This is a genomic window from Nostoc sp. DedQUE12b (assembly GCF_034530835.1).
In the GTDB taxonomy this organism is placed as follows: domain Bacteria; phylum Cyanobacteriota; class Cyanobacteriia; order Cyanobacteriales; family Nostocaceae; genus Nostoc.
Genome location: NZ_JAVRCI010000057.1, coordinates 15,919 through 36,187, shown reverse-complemented (window position 1 = coordinate 36,187; position 20,269 = coordinate 15,919). Strand labels below are relative to the sequence as shown.

Sequence of the window (20,269 nt, the reverse complement as noted above, 5' to 3'; positions counted from 1 at the left end):
TACGACGACACTAAAGATAAATTTATACTTTTATATTAATGTCCCTTCTTAAAAGGGGCAGTGTAAGGATTCAGGTCTAATATTTAGAAAGTAGAGATGGGGGAGATAGATAATTATTAGAATTAGCCAGTAGTGCTTGTACAAAAAAATCAATAATAGACTTGCCTTGACGACGACAAGTCTGCACCACCGTCAATAAATCGGCAGTGTGTTGAAATCGCTCCATTCAACGGGAGCCGCCACTGACTTTACGTTTTGTGACAGCCAAGCGAAGCGAGCGTTCAGCCTGATTGTTATCAGGAGGAACTTCAGGATAGTCAAGGAAATACCACCACTGATGAGCTTTATCCCGTAAAGAACGTAAAAGGTTTCCTGCCGTAGCTCCTGCCTTGCCAATCCACTGATTGAGTGAGGATTGCAACTTAGATTTGAATTGATTGACCCAATCGTTGTAACTGGTTGAGTCAAGAGTCTCAAACCACTGAGCATAATTTATAAAAGCTTCCTCTAACTAGTAATTTGACCCCATCCCATAGCTGGTAAAGCTACAGCTTGCCCACTTTGCCACTAGAAACCCGTTTCATCGAAGCAGAAAGCCAGACTAAACATCTCACGAAAATCTAAGCCATTTAGCGTAACTGGTGGACGTTCAGGAGGGGAAATTTGTTTGAGGATATTCATATCAGCATCCTTTACACCAACCGCAAAAAATGATACGATAATTGGCTTTGTGCTTCTGCTTCTCTCAACCTTTGTGCGGCTGGCTGCCAGGAGTCATTTGGCTCTCCGTCTGTAATCAAAAACACCCACGGGCGATATTAGCTAATAAATACTTAAACAGTAGTGTTTTTACTGAAACGACTTCCCTGCTTAAAATATATGGGTTGATGGCGATGTCTACGACGGGCTGCGCCTACGCAATTATTTGTCTATCTGAAGTGTCCACCATTCGCTAAACTCAGAAATACTGCGTTATTCCTCATCATGTCCGATTCTCAAACTGTTAGTGCTGCTGTTGCCAAACTCTACAATACCTACCCCTTTCCGCCCGAAGCTTTGTTGGATGAACCACCTCCAGGCTACAACTGGCGCTGGAATTGGCTAGCCGCTCATAACTTCTGCACAGGTCAAAAACCCCAAAGGCAAGATATTCGGATTTTAGATGCAGGTTGCGGTACTGGTGTGGGTACAGAGTACCTAGTTCACCTCAATCCTCAAGCTTCTGTTGTGGGAATTGACCTCAGTACTGGTGCTTTAGCTGTAGCCAAAGAACGTTGTCAGCGTTCAGGTGCTAACCGCGTTGAATTTCATCACCTCAGTTTGTTTGATGTGGAACAGTTACCGGGTGAGTTTGATTTAATTAATTGTGTTGGCGTTTTGCATCATACCCCCGATCCCATTCGCGGTATTCAAGCTTTGGCGAAGAAGTTAGCCCCAGGCGGCTTGATGCACATTTTTGTGTACGGGGAATTGGGGCGCTGGGAAATTCAACTCATGCAAAAAGCGATCGCACTTATTCAAGGTGACAAAAAAGGCGACTACCGCGATGGTGTCCAAGTCGGGCGACAAATATTCGCTTCTCTACCAGAAAATAACCGAATTGTCAAATACGATAAACAACGTTGGTCGCTAGAAAATAACAAGGATGAATACTTTGCTGATATGTACGTTCATCCTCAAGAAATTGACTACAACATTGAGACGCTGTTTGAATTAATAGATGCTTCGGGATTAGAATTTATTGGTTTCTCGAATCCGAGCTTTTGGGATTTAGAGAGACTTTTAGGCAAAGCACCAGAGTTAGTGGAACGGGCAAAAGAATTGAGCGATCGCCAGCTTTATCGCCTGATAGAATTATTAGACCCAGAAGTAACTCATTACGAGTTTTTCCTCGGTCGTCCTCCCTTAATCAAAGCCGACTGGTCAGAGGATAACGCTCTACTAGCAGCGATTCCCGAACTGAATCCTTGTCTTGAGGGATTTCCCAGTCAATGTTTCTTTAATTACGATTACCAGATTGTTAATTTATCTGTAGCAGAGTTTGAGTTTATGCAAAGATGTGATGCTAATGCCACAGTTGCAGAGATATTGACAAATGTAGAACTGGGATTAGATGGGGTAAGAAGCCTTTTGCAACAGCAGTTGATTTTATTGACACCTGCTTAGGGAATTCAAGTAAAAAATATCCAATTATTAATTGTGGGATGGGCCTTTCGGTTATCCCACAATTAGATATTTACCCTACAACAGCCGAACTTGCTACTTTCTCCTGTCTTTGGGAAGGCGGACGCATTCCCAAACCAAGTAAATTCAGCATTTCTCGGTCAGTATCGTAATCTGGACAGGGAGTTGTCACCGTCAACATCTTGTTGTCGTCGCTAGAAAAGATAGAATTGGCTCCTGCCATAAAGCAGAAAGCTTGCTCAACTTGAGAAAGTCTCGCCCTCCCGGCACTAAGACGCACATCGGAAGCTGGCATTAAAATTCTGGCTGTGGCAATCATCCGCACAATATCCCAAATGGGGACATCAGGCTGATTTTCTAAAGGTGTGCCCGGTACTTGCGAGAGAATATTAATTGGCACGGACTCTGGATGCAGATGTAAGTTTGCCAGAGTTTGTAACATCCCAATCCGGTCATCGACAGTTTCGCCTAAACCCAGGATACCGCCGGAACAGACAGTAACATTCGTCTGCCGGACATTTTCAATTGTATTCAAGCGATCGCTATATGTCCTTGTGCTAATAATTGTGCTGTAATATTCCTGCGAGGTATCTAAGTTATGGTTGTAAGCATAAAGTCCTGCTTCTGACAATTTCTTGGCTTGATTTGCCGTCAACATACCCAGAGTGCAGCACACTTCTAAACCCATTGCAGTCACATCCTTGACCATTTCCAGGACTTCCTCAAATTGTGAGTTATCCCGGACTTCGCGCCAAGCTGCACCCATACAAATGCGACTAACACCAGTTTCTTTAGCTTTCTGGGCGATGTTAACTACTGTTTCCTTTTCTAAGAGTGCTTGCGCCTTTACCTCTGTTTTATAGCGGGAAGATTGGGCGCAGTAGCTACAATCTTCTGGACAACCTCCCGTTTTGATAGATATGAGCTTACAAACTTGTATTTTTGTTGGGTCATGATATTGGCGATGCACGCTAGCAGCTTGATAAATAAGCTCTAGCAATGGCGTGTTGTATATCGCCCGAATCTCTAATTCCTGCCAATCGTAGCGTATTCCCACCACATCACTATCCTTCTTGTAGACTGGGTTAAATCTTGAGCTGTTTTTTGCTTAAATCTGCTGCGGTACAGCCTTTGGGCAAAGCTATTTTATCGAGTTGTACCCTGGACTGTGCTTTATCACCCATTGGCTCTCAATCCTTCCGCTCTAGATATTAGACATCAGCTTATCAAGATTTTGGTTGAATGGCAGATTAAGAGCAAAAATACTCACCCTATCTTTTGTAAAGGGCATTGGGCATAGATATATCTTTTGTCATGCTGGTCAAGAGTTCAAAGTCTATATAAAATCAGTTAATTGACCCCTGACTCTTGACAAACTTTATGAAAAAATTATAAAACTTGCGTCAGTGCTGATAATAAGACTGCTAATCTAACTGCTGCTAAACCGCAGACTATGAGAGAATTTATAACATTTAGAGAATATTCTGAGAAGAGATCCCGCCGATTAAGTAATTTATGATATCAGAACTGCCAATAATTGCAAGCGATCGCCTATTATTACGAGCAGCGATCCATGAAGATATACCTCAAATTCTGAAATACTTCATTGATAACAAAACTTATCTCACTCCATTCTATCCTCTTTGGGCTGATGGCTTTTTCACTGAAGAATATTGGCAATATCAGATAGAGAATAGTTTTCTGGAATTTATCAATGGTCAATCGTTAAAACTATTTGTTTTTACCAAAAAAAACCCTACCGTAGTTATTGGAACGGTCAATTTTAGTAATTTTGTCCGAGGAGTAGCTCATTTTTGCTATGTGGGATATAGCCTTGCTGAAAATAAGCAAGGTAAAGGCTATATGACAGAGGGTTTAAAATCTGCAACTCAATATCTATTTCAAGAGCTAAATTTTCACCGAGTTATGGCTAACTATATGCCTCACAATCGGCGTAGTGGTAATGTCCTCAAAAGACTCGGTTTTGTCGTTGAAGGATACGCTAGAGACTATTTGTTAATTAATGGGCAATGGGAAGATCATATTTTGACAAGTCTTACAAATCCTTATTGGAAACAAACTACAATTTAAAAACCGAATTATTGTCAATATTATTTATTTAAACTATCTATTGAAAGGCTTTTAAATCAGTTTATTTATAGTTCATAGTTCTTAACTTTGTTTAGTCAATATATACAAGTAAGTCATTTTTAAATTGCACTCAAATACTCATTTGTAACTTAAGATAGGATAAACATAAAAAACCCTGGATAGATGCCAATCGGTTAAAATCAATTAACTTACTTCTAAAATTGATTTGACTTTTTTGACAAATACATCAAGTTGAACTGGCTTGAAAAGAAATCCAGCTACTTCATTGTTGAGAAAATCTTCTTCATTATTGGCTGATACAATCAAAATCGGGAGAGTATTTAGGTTTAAATTTTGCCGAACATAATTAATTAGCTCCCAACCACTCATATCTGGCATCATTAAATTTGTAATTAGTAAATGAGGTGTTTTTATCTGAATTTTGTCAATTGCCTCCAAACCTCTATTTGCAGTTGACACCTCATAACCTTCTGATTCTAAGACGAGTTTCATCATTTGAACCATTTGTTCAATATCATCACAAACTAAAATATGTTTAGTATAATTCTCTTGATTTATCTTGCTCATTATTTACTTTAAGTTAGAAAAAAGCCTGTAATTTACGAACTTACGCCAGCTTCAGCGTTATAGTTATTCTGAGTTGCCTAACCCAAAACGGGTGTATAAGCTTCAAAGTTTATAGGGCTGATTATTTACAAACCACTTTTCACAGGCATCTTTAACAACTTTTCTCTCTTCAGACGACAAAAGCTCATCTGGCTGACCAGAAGCTAAAATCTTAGCAGCAGTAACCGCTTTTTCATATAACACACCGCACTGAACCAGTTCTGTGCAAAATATTTTTTCTCTTTCTTCTACTGGTGTAAAAAAATTATTTGGCATTTGGAAAAAAAATGCTTATTCTTGTTTTCAAAAGAATACTCTTTATTACTAAACTTCTTTCTCTATCTAGTGAATAATTTCAGGCAGATAAAGCATGGTTTAATGTAAAGTTTACTAGTAATAAAAAATACAAAACCGAAATTTCTTGCTGATGATTTTATCAGGCAGTTCGCTACAACTACAAATTAGTCAGTGGTAGAGAGTGATTCGACCAAAACTTCGTGTACGAACTATTAACTAATCCTGCTGCTGGCTTTTTGACTCCGAGAGCCTCAATCTGGTATCGAGCCGAGATCCTTGTAATTTCCTGCAAGATAGCGATCGCCTCTCTGTGAAAATGCCTGGTTAGCGATCGCCTCTGTGTCAGAATGCCTCCCGATTTTGATAGCAACGTTGCCAGATTTTAGATATGGATCGCTTTTTGCGTCTATGCTGATGATGCTGAAGCCAGAGGTAGTATTAAAGGAAGAATGAATTAAGCTTTGCTCGTAATGACTCTGGCTGAAACTCCAAACGACAAGAATTCTAGCAATCCTTTTCTCTCCCTCAACTACGAAACCGCCTTAGAATCTCTAGGAGGCGACTACTACGATGAGGTTGCAGCAGCTGAATTTCCCCAACACCTCCTGCGTTGGCGTAACGATCAACTATTGCCCCGTTTTGGTCTAGACCCCCAAGTAGTCAAAGACGAAGATTTCATCGCAGCCTTTGGCCAATTTCAAGGGCGCAAACCGTTGTTAGCACTGCGTTACCACGGCTACCAATTTGGTGAATATAACGGGCAGTTGGGTGATGGTAGAGGCTTTCTCTACGGGCAAGTACGCGCCAATGATGGCGAATTATACGATTTTGGCACTAAAGGTTCTGGGAGAACGCCCTACTCCCGTGGTGGCGATGGTATGCTGACGCTCAAAGGTGGCGTGCGGGAAGTTCTGGCTGCGGAAGCACTGCACTACTTGGGTGTACGTACCTCGCGCTGTCTAAGCATGATTGAAACAGGTTTACCACTCTGGCGGGGCGATGAACCTTCACCTACCCGTTCATCTGTGATGGTTAGGATGAGCAGCTCTCATATTCGGTTTGGCACTTTTGAGCGACTGCACTATTTCCAGCGCCCAGATTTAACTCAGAAGTTATTAGACCACGTAATTGAGCAGTATTATCGACACTTAAGTGCTGAACAAGATAAATATGGCTTGTTTTACGCCGAATTAGTTAAACGGGTTGCAGAACTAGTAGCACAGTGGATGGCGGCTGGCTTTTGTCATGCAGTCCTGAATACTGACAATATGTCGATTACGGGAGAAAGCTTTGATTATGGGCCTTATGCATTTATCCCTACTTATGACCCATACTTTATCGCTGCATATTTTGACTATTCTGGACGCTACTGTTACAGTAATCAACCAATTATTTGCAAGCTAAATTTAGAAATGCTCCAGGAACCTTTAAAGGCAATTATTAATAAAGGCGATATGGAGACTAGTTTAGCTAGGTTTGATGAATATTATCAAGCTGAATACAGTTCTTTGATGTTGAAGAAGTTGGGTTTTGTGGAGTTGCAACATCCACAAGCTGAAGAACTCTTAAATCTCACGATTGAATTCTTGAAAGCCAGCCAAGTTGGTTATCATCAATTCTTTTATGAGATGGCTCGCACTTTTTCATCTAAATGGCGAGATGAACCAGGTTTTGTAATGAATAGTTCAGATATTGTACCAGTACCGGGTGCATCAGCAATTTTTGATGATTGGTGCATAGCATATCACAAAATCTTGAATGATTTTGATAGCGATCGCATCGATGTAATTGCCCAAACTCTAGCTGTTCATAATCCCAAAACGGCATTATTAAGACCTGTGATTGAATCCATTTGGGAACCAATTGCTCAGGAAGATAATTGGCAACCTTTTTATGACTTAATCAAGGAAATTCAGTCTAGGAGATAAATTAAAAAGGGGAATTGGGCATTGGTTATTCTCCTTGTCCTCCTCATTCCCCCACTGCTAACTAAACTGTTGAGCATAAAACCGCGCATAGCGACGCTCTAGCGCTAATAATTCTTCATGGGTTCCCGATTCGACAATTTGTCCCTGTTCGAGAACTAAAATCCGATCGCACCTTCTAACTGTCGATAAACGGTGAGCAATAATAAATACCGTCCGTTTTTCCATCAATCTTTCCAGCGCTTCCTGCACCAGTGCTTCTGACTCAGAATCTAAGGCTGATGTCGCCTCATCAAGAATCAATATTTGGGGATTAAGCAGAACAGCACGAGCGATCGCAATTCTTTGTCTTTGTCCACCTGATAAGTTTACCCCACGTTCGCCTACCCAAGTCTTATAACCTTCTGGTAGTTGGCTAATAAATTGATCGGCATTAGCAATTTTCGCCGCCTCCTTAACTGCTTTTATGTCAAAAATATATTGTCCAAAGGCGATATTTTGAGCAATCGTCCCGGAAAACATGATGGTTTCTTGAGGAACAATCCCAATTTGTCGCCGCAGACTATGCAACTTCACATCTCGAATATCAACCCCGTCAATTAATATTTCACCAACTTCGGGGTCGTAAAAACGGGGTAAAAGATTCACAAATGTAGTTTTACCAGCACCAGAAGCACCCACAAGAGCGATCGCTTCACCTGGCGATACTAATAAACTGATATCTTTTAATACGGGTTCACCTGGTTTATAGGCGAAGGAAATATGACGATATTCTACTTTGCCTTTGACTGGAGGGAGAGCGATCGCATTTATCTTTTCGATTACCGTCGGCTGAATTGCCATCAATTCAAAAACGCGATCAACTGATGCTTCACCCTGCTTAAATTCGTTGTAGTTGTTAGTAGTATGACCAATGGGATCGATTAACAGCGCTGCCGCCGCCAGATAACTGAAAAAATTCGCCACTGTCAAGTTACCTTGGGAAATTTGCCAAGCTCCCACAATCAGTAACACTAACGCACTTAAGGCTTCCAAAAATCCCACAATGGGAATCTGAATCGCTTTCAGACGTTCGGCTGAGTATTTTGCTTTGAGGCTGCGTTCTGCTTCATGGCCAAAGCGGGCAATTTCGTAATTTTCGGCAGCAAAAGCCTGTACCAAACGAATACCGTTGAAGACTTCCGCAAGGATGGCTGATAAACCCGACACGCGATTTTGACTTTTTAAGGAATACTTGCCCAAGCGTTCGCCAAACCAGCTAACTAAAATACCCATGAGTGGCGCAACTATCACTGTTGCTAATGTCAGTTGCCAATTCAGATAAATCATGTAAATCGGAATTGCTAGCAACTGCAAAATACAGGGGATAAAGTCGTGAAATACTTTATTTACTACTTCGCCAACGCGGTCAACATCTTCGGTGAGGCGGTAAGATAAATCACCAGCTTTTGCCGTTTCAAAATAGCTGAGATTTAGCTTTTGAAGATGTGCATAGACTTGCTGGCGGAGATGAAAAGCAACTCGCAAAGCAGCTTTCGCCATATACATATCTTGTATAGACTGAAACAAGCCTCGAACAAGAAATACTAAAGCACAGCTGCCAGTTATTTGAGCGATCGCGACTACATTACCTTGAGCAAAGGGAATTGCCAATTTACCAGCGAGATTAATTAATACTAAAGTCGCCAGCACGTATCCCAAGATACCAATGAGTCCCTTGGTAATGGTTTGCCACTGGAGTCGGATATAAGGCAGCAATTGCCAGTAATTAGAACGGGTTTTCAAGCTTGAAGATCCACAACGCTATTTTACTTTGTTTGACGCTAGCAGTTTTTGGGGAGTTTCTGAATAGTTTACTAATTAGTTACAAACTGTTTTAGCGTTCAGGTCAAAATAATCTACATACATAGAATTGGTATAAATATTAAAAGTATACCCTGCTATAGATGACAGGTTTTTAGTATTTATTAATACTAATATTTAGATTTGAGCATTACTTCCACTTACGCTTCATACTTTTGCAGCTCAAGCAATATGGATGTAGATAACTTTGGCCAACAGATAGAAGAATTGCGATCGCGGGTACGGAAAATATGGCAGCGTACAGCAACTCAACCGAACTCACAACAAGAGCTAATAATAGAGGCTTTCGATGAACTCCAAATGTCAGTGGAAGAACTATTGGCTGCCTCCGAGGAGTTAGAGCTAACAAGAGCCGGAGCTGAGAGAGAACGCCAGCGTTACCAAGAATTATTCGATTTTGCGCCGGATGGCTACTTGGTAACTGATACCATAGGGAAGATCCTAGAGGCTAACTATGCAGCAGCAACTATGCTCTCCATACGCCAAAAATATCTGGTAGGTAAACCATTAATTGTGTTTATTGCTCAACAAGACCGCCAGATATTTAGCTCCCTGATCAATAATTCGCAGCAGATACAGGACTGCATAATTGACATCAAGCCACGTTTGGGTACACCTTTTCCTGCTAGTATCAAGGTATCTCCAGTGTATGACTCACAAGGAAAGTTGGTAGGCTGGCGTTGGTTGCTGCGTAATATCAGCGAAGCTAAACAAGCACAAGAACAAGTGGCGAAACGCACAGAGGAACTGGCAAAAGCAAATCAGCAATTGCTGAGTGAAATTACAGAGCATAAACGAGCCAAGTCACAACTGCTGCATCTTGCGTTTCACGATGTACTGACGGGACTCCCAAACCGCGCTTTATTTATGAACCGCTTAGAAGATGCGGTCAATTATTCCCAACGGCATTCAGATTATCTATTTGCTGTCTTGTTTCTAGACCTAGATCGCTTCAAGGTGATCAATGACAGCCTGGGGCACACATTTGGAGATCAATTACTGGTTACGGTTGCTCAAAGGCTTCAAGAATGCTTGCGTACCACAGATATAGCTGCACGGCTCGGAGGAGACGAGTTTATCATTTTGCTAGTGGGAATTAGAGATGTATTAGAAGTGGTAGGGGTTGTTGAGCGAATACAAAAGAATCTGGCACTTCCTGTGGTTCTAGACGGGTACGAAGTCTCTACTACAGCGAGTATTGGCATTGCTTTAAGCATAAAAGATTATAAACAACCAGAAGATTACTTGCGTGACGCCGATATTGCGATGTACGGAGCTAAAGCACAAGGCAGGGCGTGCTATGAGATTTTTAACACTGATATGCATATTCAAGCAATGGCACACTTGGAGTTGGTTAACGAGCTGCGCCGAGCCATTGAACTTCAAGAGTTTCGGATTTATTATCAACCGATAGTGTCACTTAGTCATGGCAAGATAACTGGTTTTGAAGCGCTTGTACGTTGGTTACATCCAAAACACGGCATTGTTTTGCCAGAGTATTTCATGTCAACTGCTCAAGAAACCGGGCTAATTATCCTTATTGAGCAGTGGGTCTTGTATGAGGCATGTCGTCAGATACGGCAGTGGCAAGAGCAATTATCCTCTAAGTGTGGGGATCTGGCTGAGTATCCCTTGACCATTAGTGTCAATCTTTGTACTACTAGGTTCAGTGAAGAAAACTTGCTGCCGCACATCAATCAAGTTCTCCGAGACACTGGACTCCCCGCACCGAGTTTGACGTTGGAAATTACAGAAGGCGTAATTATGGAAAACCATAATCAAGCCATCATCAGAGTAAAGCAACTAAGAAATTTAGGAATTAAGTTAGCAATTGACGACTTCGGTACGGGCTATTCTTCATTAGGTCGTCTCCACCACTTTCCAATTAATCAGTTGAAGATAGACCGCTCTTTTGTTAGCGGAAGCATTTTTGATGATGGAAATTTAGATATTGTTCACACAATTATTACATTGGCACACAAATTAGGTGTGGATGTAACCGCCGAAGGGATAGAGACAGAAGAGCAACTAGCACTGTTGAGAAAGTTGGACTGTGAATATGGGCAGGGATATTTTTTCTCCCATCCATTAGATAGCTCTCAGGCGACGGCATTAATTATGGCAAATCCTCAGTGGTGATGCCTGAATGGCACTAATTTAAGCCGTATAGTAGGCAGCATAAGGGTTGCAGAGGGGCAGAGGGGAAAGAGTTTGCAACAAAGCACTTTGCTCAAGAGTTCTCCATCATCTTGTTTGCTCCCCTGCTCTCAATACTTTTCGGATAAACCCAACAATCTCTTTTTTGGTCTGGGGGAAAGGTTAATGGGTTTGCGGGTAAAGGTAAATTCAAACCTTTTCCCTTTCCCCTTTTCCCCTTAACCCAAAAGTATTGCCCCTGCTCTCTTGCTGGCTCAACAATTTATAGCCGTAGTCACACAGATTAGGACAGTGTTGATTGCTCAAAGTCTTGAAAAAACTGGATTTTTACTCAGCACTCAGCACTCAGCACTTAGCTATACCTTTTCTTAGTGCCATTCGGTGATGCCCCAAGAACAACAGCGAAATCCGTTTCCTGCCAGGATGGGATTTTGGCAGAGAAAAAATTAGCCCTCTCCTTACTTACGAGGAGGGGGCTAAACTTATCTAAGAAATAATTCGTAATTTAAGCCGAAAATTACAAATTACTTAATATCCGCTTTCTTCTTCGTATTCTGGCTGTCTTTCCTTGACTTTCTTAGGAATATTCACAGGCTTTGGCGCATCTTCCCAAGCATCGCCGTCTACGTCGTCATAATCATCGTATTCGTCAACATAAGGCTTGTTATAGGGCTTGGCTTCATATTTTAGCGGCTGCGGTTGTTGATATCTGTCGTTGCCAGTTGCCTCGCTCCAGTTATCTTCTTCCTCATCTTCTTCGTATTGAATAGATTCATACTGCCGCGCTTTCATTACCTGACGCTGTGGCCTTTCCTCTTCCACATAGTCTTCATTCCATTCTTCTTCCCGCGCTACGGGTTCGGGAGCGCGAACTTTTTGCCTGGGTGGCTGTAATGGCACTCCGCTAGGCAGTTGATTACCTGGTGCAACTTGGCGCGGTGGAGCATAGCCGCCATAGTCTTCTTCTATATCTCGCTCCCACGGTGCTTTGCCGATACCCAAGCGCTCTAGTAAACCAACTGTCAACTGGTTTACCCGTTCTTCGGCTCCCTCAAACACAATCAATCGATTAGGGCCAGTGCTGACAATTTCATCTACTGAGAACTCGTAAGTACTCAGAAATTGATCGGGAATTTGAGGCAATCCTAAAGAAGCAATGACTATAGATTCAAGCTTCCCGCTTTCGCCGTTGAACTTGAAGCCTCGAACTTTACCTAAGACTTCACCTGTTTCTGTAATTACTTCCCAGTTAATCAAATTACTGAGAGATTCAACTTCGATATCTTCAATGACATCTTCGTTATCAACCAGGATGACATCACCGATCTGGCTGATATTGTTGAGGTACATATAGCGCGGTATGCCCGAAATGGAGATCAGGCTGTCTCGCAAACCAAGAGCCACAACCTCTCGTTGATCAATATCAACCCAGACTTGACTGATGATGCCTAGCCGCTTGCCGTTGTCGCGGGTAATCACCTGAGTGTTTAATATATCGGAACGTCTAATTATCTGTTCGGAGGTCATTCTATACCGAGTCCTGATCTCGAATCCGGTTTGTCTATACACTATTATTAACAAAAACTCAAGCAGATGTATTGGATGATTGTAACTTAATCCCCAAAACTTGAGTGTAAGCTCCTCGTGCTTGAGTAACGCCGATTGTGCGTTCGGCTGATTCTATCATCGGACGACGCAAACTCACAACTATAAATTGCGCTTGTTGTGACTGTTGCTTAATCATTCTAGCTAATCGTTCTACGTTTGCCCCATCTAGGAACATATCTACTTCGTCAAAGGCGTAAAATGGCGATGGGCGGTAGCGTTGCAGGGCAAAAATAAAGCTCAAGGCTGTAAGTGATTTTTCTCCCCCAGACATGGAAGCGAGGCGTTGTACGGGTTTACCTTTGGGGTGAGCGACTAAATTTAGTCCACTGCTAAAGGGATCTTCGGGATTTTCGAGTTGTAAAAAGCCGTCGCCGTCGGAAAGAATGGCAAAAATTGATTGAAAGTTTTCGTTGACAGCATCGAAAGCTTCTTTAAAGGCAAGTTGCCGCAATGTGGTAAAGTTTTCAATCCGTAAAAGTAGTTCGGTGCGTTCCCCTTCTAGTGTCTCTAATTTTTGCGTGAGTTCTTGGAGACGGTTTTGAGTGCGTTCGTATTCTTCCAACGCCAGCATATTAACAGGTTCCATTGCCTGTAAGCGTTTGGTAAGCGATCGCAATTCTTTCTGCAATTCTTCTAAATCTACTTTATCTGGAACTTCTGGCAAGGGATTTGGCAATTCTGCTCCCACATCCCGCAATTGAGTTTGCAATGCAATTAATTCTTCTCGCCGCTTCTCTTGGGTTTCTTGGAGTTTTTGGATTTCCCATTCCAATTGTTGTTGACGTAAAAGGTGCGATCGCACTTCCAGTTCTGTAGCGTCGCGTTTTTGTTTTTCTTCTCCTAAATTTTGTTCCATTTGATTTAACGATAAACGGGTTTGGGTGATTTGGTCGTCTATCGTTGTGATTTGTGTGGAGACGCGATTCATCGCGTCTCTACAAGAGGTTTTTTGGGTTTCGTATTCTGCGATGCGTGTCTCTGCTTCTTGGATTTTTTCTTGTAAACGTTGTTGCTGATTTTCTAAATTTTTTAATCTTTGTTCAGCTTCACGTAACGCTGTTTCGCGTTGTTGCAATTGTTGCTCTTGGATTTTAATGGTTGCCTGGATTTGTTGCCATTCACTGGGGGTTTGGGATGCTTCTAACTCTGCTAGGGCGTGTCGCAATTGTTGCAACTCATTTTCTTGTCCTGGTAATTCTCGCTCTAAAATTTCTAATCGAGATTGAGCAGTGGCTAATTTTTCGCTGTTTTGGGCGAGTTGCGATCGCGTCCCCTCTAATTGCGCTGTTAAATTCTTAATGTCTTTCTGCAACTGTTCCAATTGCAACTGCTGTTCTCGCCGTGCTTGACGCGCTTCTGTGAGTTCTTGGGTGAGTTTTTTGGCTTTGGTTGATAAAGTTGCGATCGCTTCAGTACAACGCTCTAAAATTCGCTCAATGTCCACCAAACGACTTTTTAAAGCGATCGCTTCATCAGATTCTGCTGCTTCCCCCGTACCAAACCGTAATGCCGAACGCTGAGTGTTGCTACCACCAGTCATTGCACCACTAGTTTCCAGAAGTTCCCCGTCTAAGGTGACGATGCGATACAATCCTAAATTTTTCCGCGCCGCTTCCAGGTTGGCGAATACCACCGTGTTCCCGAAAACATAGCTAAATACATCTTTGTAACGGCGATCGCAATCAACTAAGTTAACAGCATAGTTAACAAAACCGCTAGCAAAACGTAGCGTTGCATCTTGGGTAAATTTGGGAGCGTGAATTTTATTCAACGGTAAAAAAGTCGCCCTCCCTGCACGCTTCTGTTTGAGCAATTCAATACCCGCTGCGGCTACACTATCATCTTCCACCACAATATGTCCCAAGCGTCCACCGGCAGCCATTTCCAAAGCTAGCTGATGGCGGGGTTCTACCTTTCCTAACTGCACAACTAAGCCACAAAGTCCAGGCATTCCCGATTGTAAAATGACTTTACTCGCTTGGGTTCCTTGGACTTCTTGCTGTGCTTGCGCTTGCGCCTCGATTTTATCCAACTGGCGTTGTTTTTCTCGTTGTTCAGACAGTAACCGTTTTTGAGTTTCCTGTTGAATTTGCAGTTCTTGTTCTGTAGCTGAGAGATTTTGGGCTAAATTTTGGATGGGTTCGCTAGAGGTGTTAAATTCCGTTTCAACTTGATTACACTCAGCTTGTTTTTGGGTTAACAGAGGTTCGTCGCGTTCAATTAACTGGGTTTGCTCTTGGATCAGCTGCTGTAACTGATTATTACGTTCTCTGAGTTGTGCTTGTTCCGTGCGTTGGGGTTCTAGAGTGTGCAGCAAAGCTTCTATTTGACGGTTGAATGCTGTTTGTTGCTGCACCCAGGCTTCTGAAGCCGAGGCGATTTCTGCGGCTGCTTCGCGGGAGGTTTCTAGAGATTGCTGTGCTTCATTTCTTTGTTGCTGGGAAGACGCGATGAATCGCGTCTCTACAATGTGTGTTTCGGCAATTTCTTCTAGGGAATGATGGTGTTTTTGAATCTCTTGCTGAGTTTGAGTCAGACGTTTGGCAGTTTCTTGGGAAGCTGTTTGTAGTTCTGTTAGCTGACGCTGGAGTTGTTTACGTTCTGCTTCTTGGGTGGCGAGGGTAGATTGTACTGCTAAAAGTTCCTCTTCTCCCAATGCTTTCACGTGGGCATTGAGTTGTTCCAGTTCAGCAGTTTTTTGAACGATTTCGGAATTTAGGTTTGTGAGTTGGGTGGTGAGTTCAGTAAAATTGCGATCGCCTGTTTGAATTTCGTGAACTAACTTTTCTTGTTGTGCTTGCAAGGAACGCCATGATAAAACAGCTTCCCAGGATTGTTTGGCTAGAAATTCTGTGCGAAGCTTTTGATATTTCTCAGCTTTCGCCCGATCTTGGGAAAGGCGATCGCGCTGTGCAGTTAATTCCGTTTCAATAATCCTACAGCTATCTTCCTTTTCCTTCACCTCATCTAAAGTTGATTTGGCTTGGACAATTTTGCGATCAAACGCCGCCACCCCAGCTAATTCATCAATAATTTCCCGCCGTTCTCGCCCATTCATCGAGATAATACTGGTGACATCTCCTTGCAGTACTACATTGTATCCTTCAGGATAAACCCGTAGATTACTTAGTTCCCCATGCAACTCTGTTAACGTGCAAGGTACACCATTGATATAGTAATTCGATGTGTAAGTCCCTTGGTGAGTGACTCGTAGCCTTCTAGTAACACTCCACTCTCCCGATTTTGGGCTTCGGCTTACTTCGGCTCCGGTTCCATCAAGCGTTCGCGTAGCGTCTCGCAGAGAAGTCGAGATGCTCGGCACAAGTTGCTCAGTCGAGCGATTTTGGACTTCGGCTTCGCTCAGTCGAACGATTTTGGATTTTGGATTTTCTTCCCCTGCTTCCCCTACTTCCTCGACTTCCTGTCTTTGTGCCTTTGCGTCTTTGTGTGAAATTTCATCCGATAAATCAAATGTTACCGTGACGCTAGCCTCAATCGAAGCACGTCCTTTAGCCGTTTGAGTATTATTTACCAAATCCGGCAAGCGATCGGCTCGCATTCCCTTAGAACTGGAAAGTCCCAGGCAAAAGAGCAGTGCATCTAAGATATTAGACTTACCCGAACCATTTGGCCCAGATATGACAGTACACCCCGGTAGCAAAGGGACAGAAGTAGTGCCACCGAAGGATTTGAAGTTCGTAAGTTCCACGCGCTTGATGTGCACCATAGGCGCTGGTTCCCTGGGCTAATGAAGAACAAGTGTATCAACTAATTAAGAATTCGCAAGAGGGTAAGGCGGAGAATTGGAAATTATAGTAAACGCGTTGCGGTGAGCCTGCAAGCTTCACTCAGAAGGCTTACCGCAGGCGATCGCTCAGTGTGCGGCGAAAATTTTGATGTCGCAAACTGACTATCAAAATTTTCCCAGAGCAGATAATATCATGTCCGACTAATTACTTGTAATTTAAAAATCCCTGCGTCTGGGTGTCTTTGCGTCATTCCTGATTACAAGTATTCAACTGGACACCATCTAACTAGGAAGAGTTTAAGTGCGAATATGAACCAGTTGGTATAGTTTGAATCATCTGTTCTGTGTCTGTCGTCCTCGCTTGATAGTGAGAACAAAGCGTCGCATTTTCATCTCAGGATATAACTAGTTTGAAAACAGACTCAAGGCATTCGCATACGGTAATATGGACTGCTAAGGAACAGAGGGGAGCGAGGGAAAAAGGCATCTCAGCCAAATGGTAGAGGATATTAAAAGCACCAAATGAATTTATAATATTAATAATCTTTATAATTGTAAAAACATAGAAAGAAAACCCTCTTTACTACCTTAATCTGCTGTCTGTGGTTTGTTTCTTACCCCCTGCAATATTTATAGAACTTAGTAATGAAAAGATTAATTAAAGGTCTGCGCGAATTTAAATCTAGTTATTTTTCGACGCATCAACAATTGTTTGAGCAACTTTCACATGGTCAAAAGCCCAGAGTACTATTTATTACCTGTTCTGATTCGCGTCTCGATCCAAATCTAATTACACAAGCCCAAGTTGGTGAATTATTTGTCATTCGCAATGCAGGTAATATTATTCCACCGTATGGCGCAAGTAATGGCGGTGAAGGCGCAACAATTGAATATGCTGTTCAAGCTTTAGATATTCGCCAAATTATTATTTGTGGTCACTCTCATTGCGGTGCCATGAAAGGATTAATGAAGTTACATAATCTCAGCGATGAAATGCCGCTTGTACATGATTGGCTTAAATATGCAGAGGCAACTCGAAGGCTAGTTATAGACCACTACAGTCACTATGACGGAGAAGAACTGCTAGAGATTATGATAGCCGAAAATGTTCTGACTCAAATTGAGAATTTGCGGACATATCCAGTGATTCACTCTAAGCTTTATCAGGGGGAACTCAGCATTTATGCTTGGATTTATCACATTGAAACAGGAGAAGTTTTCGCATACGATCCCCAGAAGCACGCTTATGTTTTGCCTCAAACTGAGTTTGCAGATTCAGAAATAGATGAGTCGTTCAGAGGTGAGGTTACAAATACCAATTTAGCTGTGCGTTCCCCCCAAAACCAGCAGGATGATGTTCAACCTTATGAGAAACAGTCTGTTTCTCCATTTGAGTGGTTTCCAATGAGACGACTTTCTCCAGAGCAGATGGAGCGAATTTATCGAGGTTCAAATAATGGAAGTTGAAAGATAAAAATATAGAATTTCAAACATTCTATTAGAGGGTTGAGGGTGAGGTTTTTGTACCTTACAGCTATTTTCAGGTAAATAAACCATACGGTAGGGGCACAGCATTGCTCAGTGGTGTAAACTTAAGCCAAAACCCTTTTAAAATCTCGTTTTCAGCCTCTGGCTGGAAATGCTACTCTTGGCGGCTCTGCCGCAAGTTGGGAGGCGGAGCCTCAATGAGGGGCATTCCCAGTCTGAGACTGGGAACGAGATAAAGAGGAGAAAAAGCCCCGCTTTTTAAGGGGGTTGAGGGATCTTCGAGAGACAAATTATGTTAACCGAAGCGTATTGGGTATTAACTACCTATTCCTGACTTTTATTTAAGCAAGTCAAAATAGAGACTTATACAGATATAAGTCTCTATTTGGCTTCCATGTTGATGCTAACTGAAAGCTTCAGTTATTCTTTTATGGCTTTTTTACAGCATCAATTTTTGCTTCTACCTTCACCGTCTTCACACCTTGGACTTCTTTAGCCAAGGTTTCAGCTTTCTTAAGTTCTTCAACAGAAGCAGCTGTACCTTTGAGGATAATTTCACTCTGTTTGTTTTCAACTTGTAACTTGTTACCTGGTAAGCCTTGATTCAACTTGGCGCTAACTTCAGTTTTTAAGTCGCTCTTAGCTTTTGTTGCTGCCATTTTTTCAGCATCGGTTTTAACTTTAGTACCTGTACTAGCTGCTAAAGGAGTAGTTTGTGTTTTTGGCACTTTAGTAGTTTGATTTGTGTTTGAAGCTGGTTTTGCTGGTGCTTGAGCGGCTTGATTAGTTGTGCTAGGAGTTTCGGAACCAGTTTTAGGAGCCTCTTGGCAGCCAAAAGTACCAACTACCAAAATGCTACTAACTACTAATACAATTAGTTTTTTCATTATTTGTCTCCGAATTGAGTAATTGAAGCGGTTAATTGAGATGTGTGTCATGGTGAGGAGCAAATTTAAAAAAACAATTAAAAGTGAAGTAGCAAAAGTACTTAAGCAATAGCTCAGGTTACTGAAAATTGAAATTTGGGCGATTTCTTGAAGCTAAGATTTTGCACCCGGTTTTGAGAAATCTCAATTCAATTTTTCTGACGGCTGCTAACCAGGATGGCTTTACACACAGTCTGTGGCTCTCGATGAATTTAATGTAGATGCACAGTAGCTCTTTTGATGGTAGACTATGCCACTCCACAGTAGTGACTCGATGTTATCAGATTTGAGTCAATTTGGCGATGTCTATGACGAATTTAAAACTTCAGCCTTTTTGCAATCTTATGCCAGCAAACTTACCAACAAAATGTTACTTTATAAAACTATGGCTTACTTACAATGCCTTAAATATCAGGAAATATTAGTCAATGCCCTACCTTACTTCGGCTAGCGAAATTCGTGCCATTGTCGCTGAATATACAAACGCTAAAACATTGTGGATAGATACAGAAGTTGCTGACTATAAAAGTCGTAATCCCCGATTATCGCTGATTCAGGTATTAGATGATCCTCAAGATATGAGTGGCGATCGCGTCTACCTTTTAGATGTTTTAGATCAACCTGATATTATAGCTGAATTTATTGAAAAAATTATGATAAATTCTGCCATTGAAAAAGTTTTTCACAATGCCAGTTACGATGTAAAATTTCTCGGTAATAAGAAAGCAAAAAATATTACTTGTACTTTGGAAATGGCCAAAAAAATCCCTTACTATCTCTTGCCATTACCTAATTACCAACTCAAAACCATAGCTACGGCACTTTGTAGCTTTAATAATATCGACAAACAAGAACAAACAAGCGATTGGGCAAAACGTCCCCTAACTGAAGAACAGATAGAGTATGCTTACTTAGATTGTATTTATCTTGCTCAAATCCACTTAAATTTGTTAGGTTTACAAGCCCAAGCTAGCCCCGAACCTGCCACAGAAGATTTAATATCACTAAGTACTAGATATTCACAAATTGAGCAACAATACAAGTTGTTGAATTCAGAATTTGAGCATTTACAAGAACGCATGAAAAAAGCCATGCAAGCTCAGAATATATCTGAAACTTCTTATCATAAGCTGACTAGTTACGATCGCACTACAGTCAAAGCTACTTTTTCAGAATTGGCAAGGCTAGCCCAAACCCAAGATATTGATTTAGATTTCCCTGTCACACTAACTCAGAAACTCCAAAAAGATTTAGGGGCAAATCTAGAACAACTCTCTGTAGATATTGAAAAAACTACCTCTTGGCGGCTAACTGCCAAAACTCAAGATAGTGAAACTGAGGATGAGTAAATTGTT

Annotated in this window: 15 protein-coding genes and 1 pseudogene; 7 read left to right on the top strand and 9 right to left on the bottom strand. The window is 41.8% G+C overall.

Annotated elements, in window-relative coordinates; all coding sequences use genetic code 11:
• Positions 1-76 precede the first annotated feature (76 nt).
• Positions 77-511, bottom strand: a pseudogene (locus tag RMY16_RS23700) (IS66 family transposase); the annotation flags it as partial.
• Positions 512-984: 473 nt separating this feature from the next.
• Here RMY16_RS23700 and RMY16_RS23695 point away from each other — a divergent pair.
• Complete coding sequence (locus tag RMY16_RS23695; RefSeq protein ID WP_322738407.1) at positions 985-2,166, top strand: class I SAM-dependent methyltransferase; 1,182 nt, start codon at positions 985-987, stop codon at positions 2,164-2,166.
• A 70-nt stretch (positions 2,167-2,236) separates the two neighbouring features.
• Here RMY16_RS23695 and bioB read toward each other — a convergent pair whose 3' ends face one another.
• Positions 2,237-3,244, bottom strand: a complete 1,008-nt coding sequence (gene bioB, locus RMY16_RS23690) for a biotin synthase BioB (RefSeq protein ID WP_322738406.1) — start codon at positions 3,242-3,244, stop codon at positions 2,237-2,239.
• A 455-nt stretch (positions 3,245-3,699) separates the two neighbouring features.
• Between bioB and RMY16_RS23685 the strand changes: the two genes are divergently transcribed.
• On the top strand, positions 3,700-4,275 hold the full coding sequence (locus tag RMY16_RS23685) for a GNAT family N-acetyltransferase (RefSeq protein WP_322738405.1): 576 nt from the start codon (positions 3,700-3,702) through the stop codon (positions 4,273-4,275).
• 204 nt (positions 4,276-4,479) lie between these two features.
• On the opposite strand, the gene RMY16_RS23680 is transcribed toward RMY16_RS23685, so the two are convergent.
• The 3 genes from RMY16_RS23680 to RMY16_RS23670 form a co-directional block, all read right to left on the bottom strand.
• On the bottom strand, positions 4,480-4,863 hold the full coding sequence (locus RMY16_RS23680) for a response regulator (protein ID WP_322738404.1): 384 nt from the start codon (positions 4,861-4,863) through the stop codon (positions 4,480-4,482).
• 102 nt (positions 4,864-4,965) lie between these two features.
• Positions 4,966-5,178, bottom strand: a complete 213-nt coding sequence (locus RMY16_RS23675) for a hypothetical protein (RefSeq protein WP_322738403.1) — start codon at positions 5,176-5,178, stop codon at positions 4,966-4,968.
• Positions 5,179-5,356: 178 nt separating this feature from the next.
• A complete protein-coding gene (locus RMY16_RS23670; protein ID WP_322738402.1) occupies positions 5,357-5,569 on the bottom strand; it encodes a hypothetical protein in 213 nt (70 codons plus the stop codon).
• Between the two features lie 100 nt (positions 5,570-5,669).
• On the opposite strand from RMY16_RS23670, the gene RMY16_RS23665 reads away from it, so the two are divergent.
• Positions 5,670-7,127: a protein adenylyltransferase SelO gene (locus RMY16_RS23665; RefSeq protein ID WP_322738401.1), complete on the top strand. Its 1,458-nt coding sequence runs from the start codon at positions 5,670-5,672 to the stop codon at positions 7,125-7,127.
• 57 nt (positions 7,128-7,184) lie between these two features.
• Here RMY16_RS23665 and RMY16_RS23660 read toward each other — a convergent pair whose 3' ends face one another.
• Positions 7,185-8,909 (bottom strand): ABC transporter ATP-binding protein, encoded by a 1,725-nt coding sequence (locus RMY16_RS23660; protein WP_322738400.1) that lies wholly within the window; start codon positions 8,907-8,909, stop codon positions 7,185-7,187.
• A gap of 249 nt (positions 8,910-9,158) precedes the next feature.
• Between RMY16_RS23660 and RMY16_RS23655 the strand changes: the two genes are divergently transcribed.
• Positions 9,159-11,126 carry an EAL domain-containing protein gene (locus tag RMY16_RS23655; RefSeq protein ID WP_322738399.1) on the top strand — a complete coding sequence of 656 codons (1,968 nt, stop codon included), beginning with the start codon at positions 9,159-9,161 and terminating at the stop codon, positions 11,124-11,126.
• Positions 11,127-11,672: 546 nt separating this feature from the next.
• Here RMY16_RS23655 and RMY16_RS23650 read toward each other — a convergent pair.
• Entirely contained in the window at positions 11,673-12,671 is a 999-nt protein-coding gene (locus RMY16_RS23650) for a PRC-barrel domain-containing protein (RefSeq protein ID WP_322738398.1), read from the bottom strand.
• Positions 12,672-12,729: 58 nt separating this feature from the next.
• The gene (smc, locus tag RMY16_RS23645; protein ID WP_322738397.1) at positions 12,730-16,479 is read right to left on the bottom strand and encodes a chromosome segregation protein SMC; all 3,750 of its coding nucleotides are present in this window, start codon (positions 16,477-16,479) and stop codon (positions 12,730-12,732) included.
• Positions 16,480-17,145: 666 nt separating this feature from the next.
• On the opposite strand from smc, the gene RMY16_RS23640 reads away from it, so the two are divergent.
• Complete coding sequence (locus tag RMY16_RS23640) at positions 17,146-17,967, top strand: carbonic anhydrase (protein WP_322669007.1); 822 nt, start codon at positions 17,146-17,148, stop codon at positions 17,965-17,967.
• Positions 17,968-18,416: 449 nt separating this feature from the next.
• Here RMY16_RS23640 and RMY16_RS23635 read toward each other — a convergent pair whose 3' ends face one another.
• Entirely contained in the window at positions 18,417-18,875 is a 459-nt protein-coding gene (locus RMY16_RS23635) for a BON domain-containing protein (protein ID WP_322738396.1), read from the bottom strand.
• A 289-nt stretch (positions 18,876-19,164) separates the two neighbouring features.
• Between RMY16_RS23635 and RMY16_RS23630 the strand changes: the two genes are divergently transcribed.
• Positions 19,165-19,365: a hypothetical protein gene (locus RMY16_RS23630; protein ID WP_322690040.1), complete on the top strand. Its 201-nt coding sequence runs from the start codon at positions 19,165-19,167 to the stop codon at positions 19,363-19,365.
• Positions 19,343-20,263: a ribonuclease D gene (locus RMY16_RS23625; protein ID WP_322738395.1), complete on the top strand. Its 921-nt coding sequence runs from the start codon at positions 19,343-19,345 to the stop codon at positions 20,261-20,263. Before RMY16_RS23630 ends, RMY16_RS23625 begins: the two co-directional genes overlap by 23 nt.
• Positions 20,264-20,269 lie beyond the last annotated feature (6 nt).

Coding starts and splice junctions, on each gene's coding strand:
- RMY16_RS23695 (WP_322738407.1), top strand. CDS start 985: ATGTCCGATTCTCAAACTGTTAGTGCTGCTGTTGCCAAACTCTACAAT.
- RMY16_RS23685 (WP_322738405.1), top strand. CDS start 3,700: ATGATATCAGAACTGCCAATAATTGCAAGCGATCGCCTATTATTACGA.
- RMY16_RS23680 (WP_322738404.1), bottom strand. CDS start 4,863: ATGAGCAAGATAAATCAAGAGAATTATACTAAACATATTTTAGTTTGT.
- RMY16_RS23675 (WP_322738403.1), bottom strand. CDS start 5,178: ATGCCAAATAATTTTTTTACACCAGTAGAAGAAAGAGAAAAAATATTT.
- RMY16_RS23665 (WP_322738401.1), top strand. CDS start 5,670: ATGACTCTGGCTGAAACTCCAAACGACAAGAATTCTAGCAATCCTTTT.
- RMY16_RS23655 (WP_322738399.1), top strand. CDS start 9,159: ATGGATGTAGATAACTTTGGCCAACAGATAGAAGAATTGCGATCGCGG.
- RMY16_RS23650 (WP_322738398.1), bottom strand. CDS start 12,671: ATGACCTCCGAACAGATAATTAGACGTTCCGATATATTAAACACTCAG.
- smc (WP_322738397.1), bottom strand. CDS start 16,479: ATGGTGCACATCAAGCGCGTGGAACTTACGAACTTCAAATCCTTCGGT.
- RMY16_RS23640 (WP_322669007.1), top strand. CDS start 17,146: ATGAAAAGATTAATTAAAGGTCTGCGCGAATTTAAATCTAGTTATTTT.
- RMY16_RS23635 (WP_322738396.1), bottom strand. CDS start 18,875: ATGAAAAAACTAATTGTATTAGTAGTTAGTAGCATTTTGGTAGTTGGT.
- RMY16_RS23630 (WP_322690040.1), top strand. CDS start 19,165: ATGCCACTCCACAGTAGTGACTCGATGTTATCAGATTTGAGTCAATTT.
- RMY16_RS23625 (WP_322738395.1), top strand. CDS start 19,343: ATGCCCTACCTTACTTCGGCTAGCGAAATTCGTGCCATTGTCGCTGAA.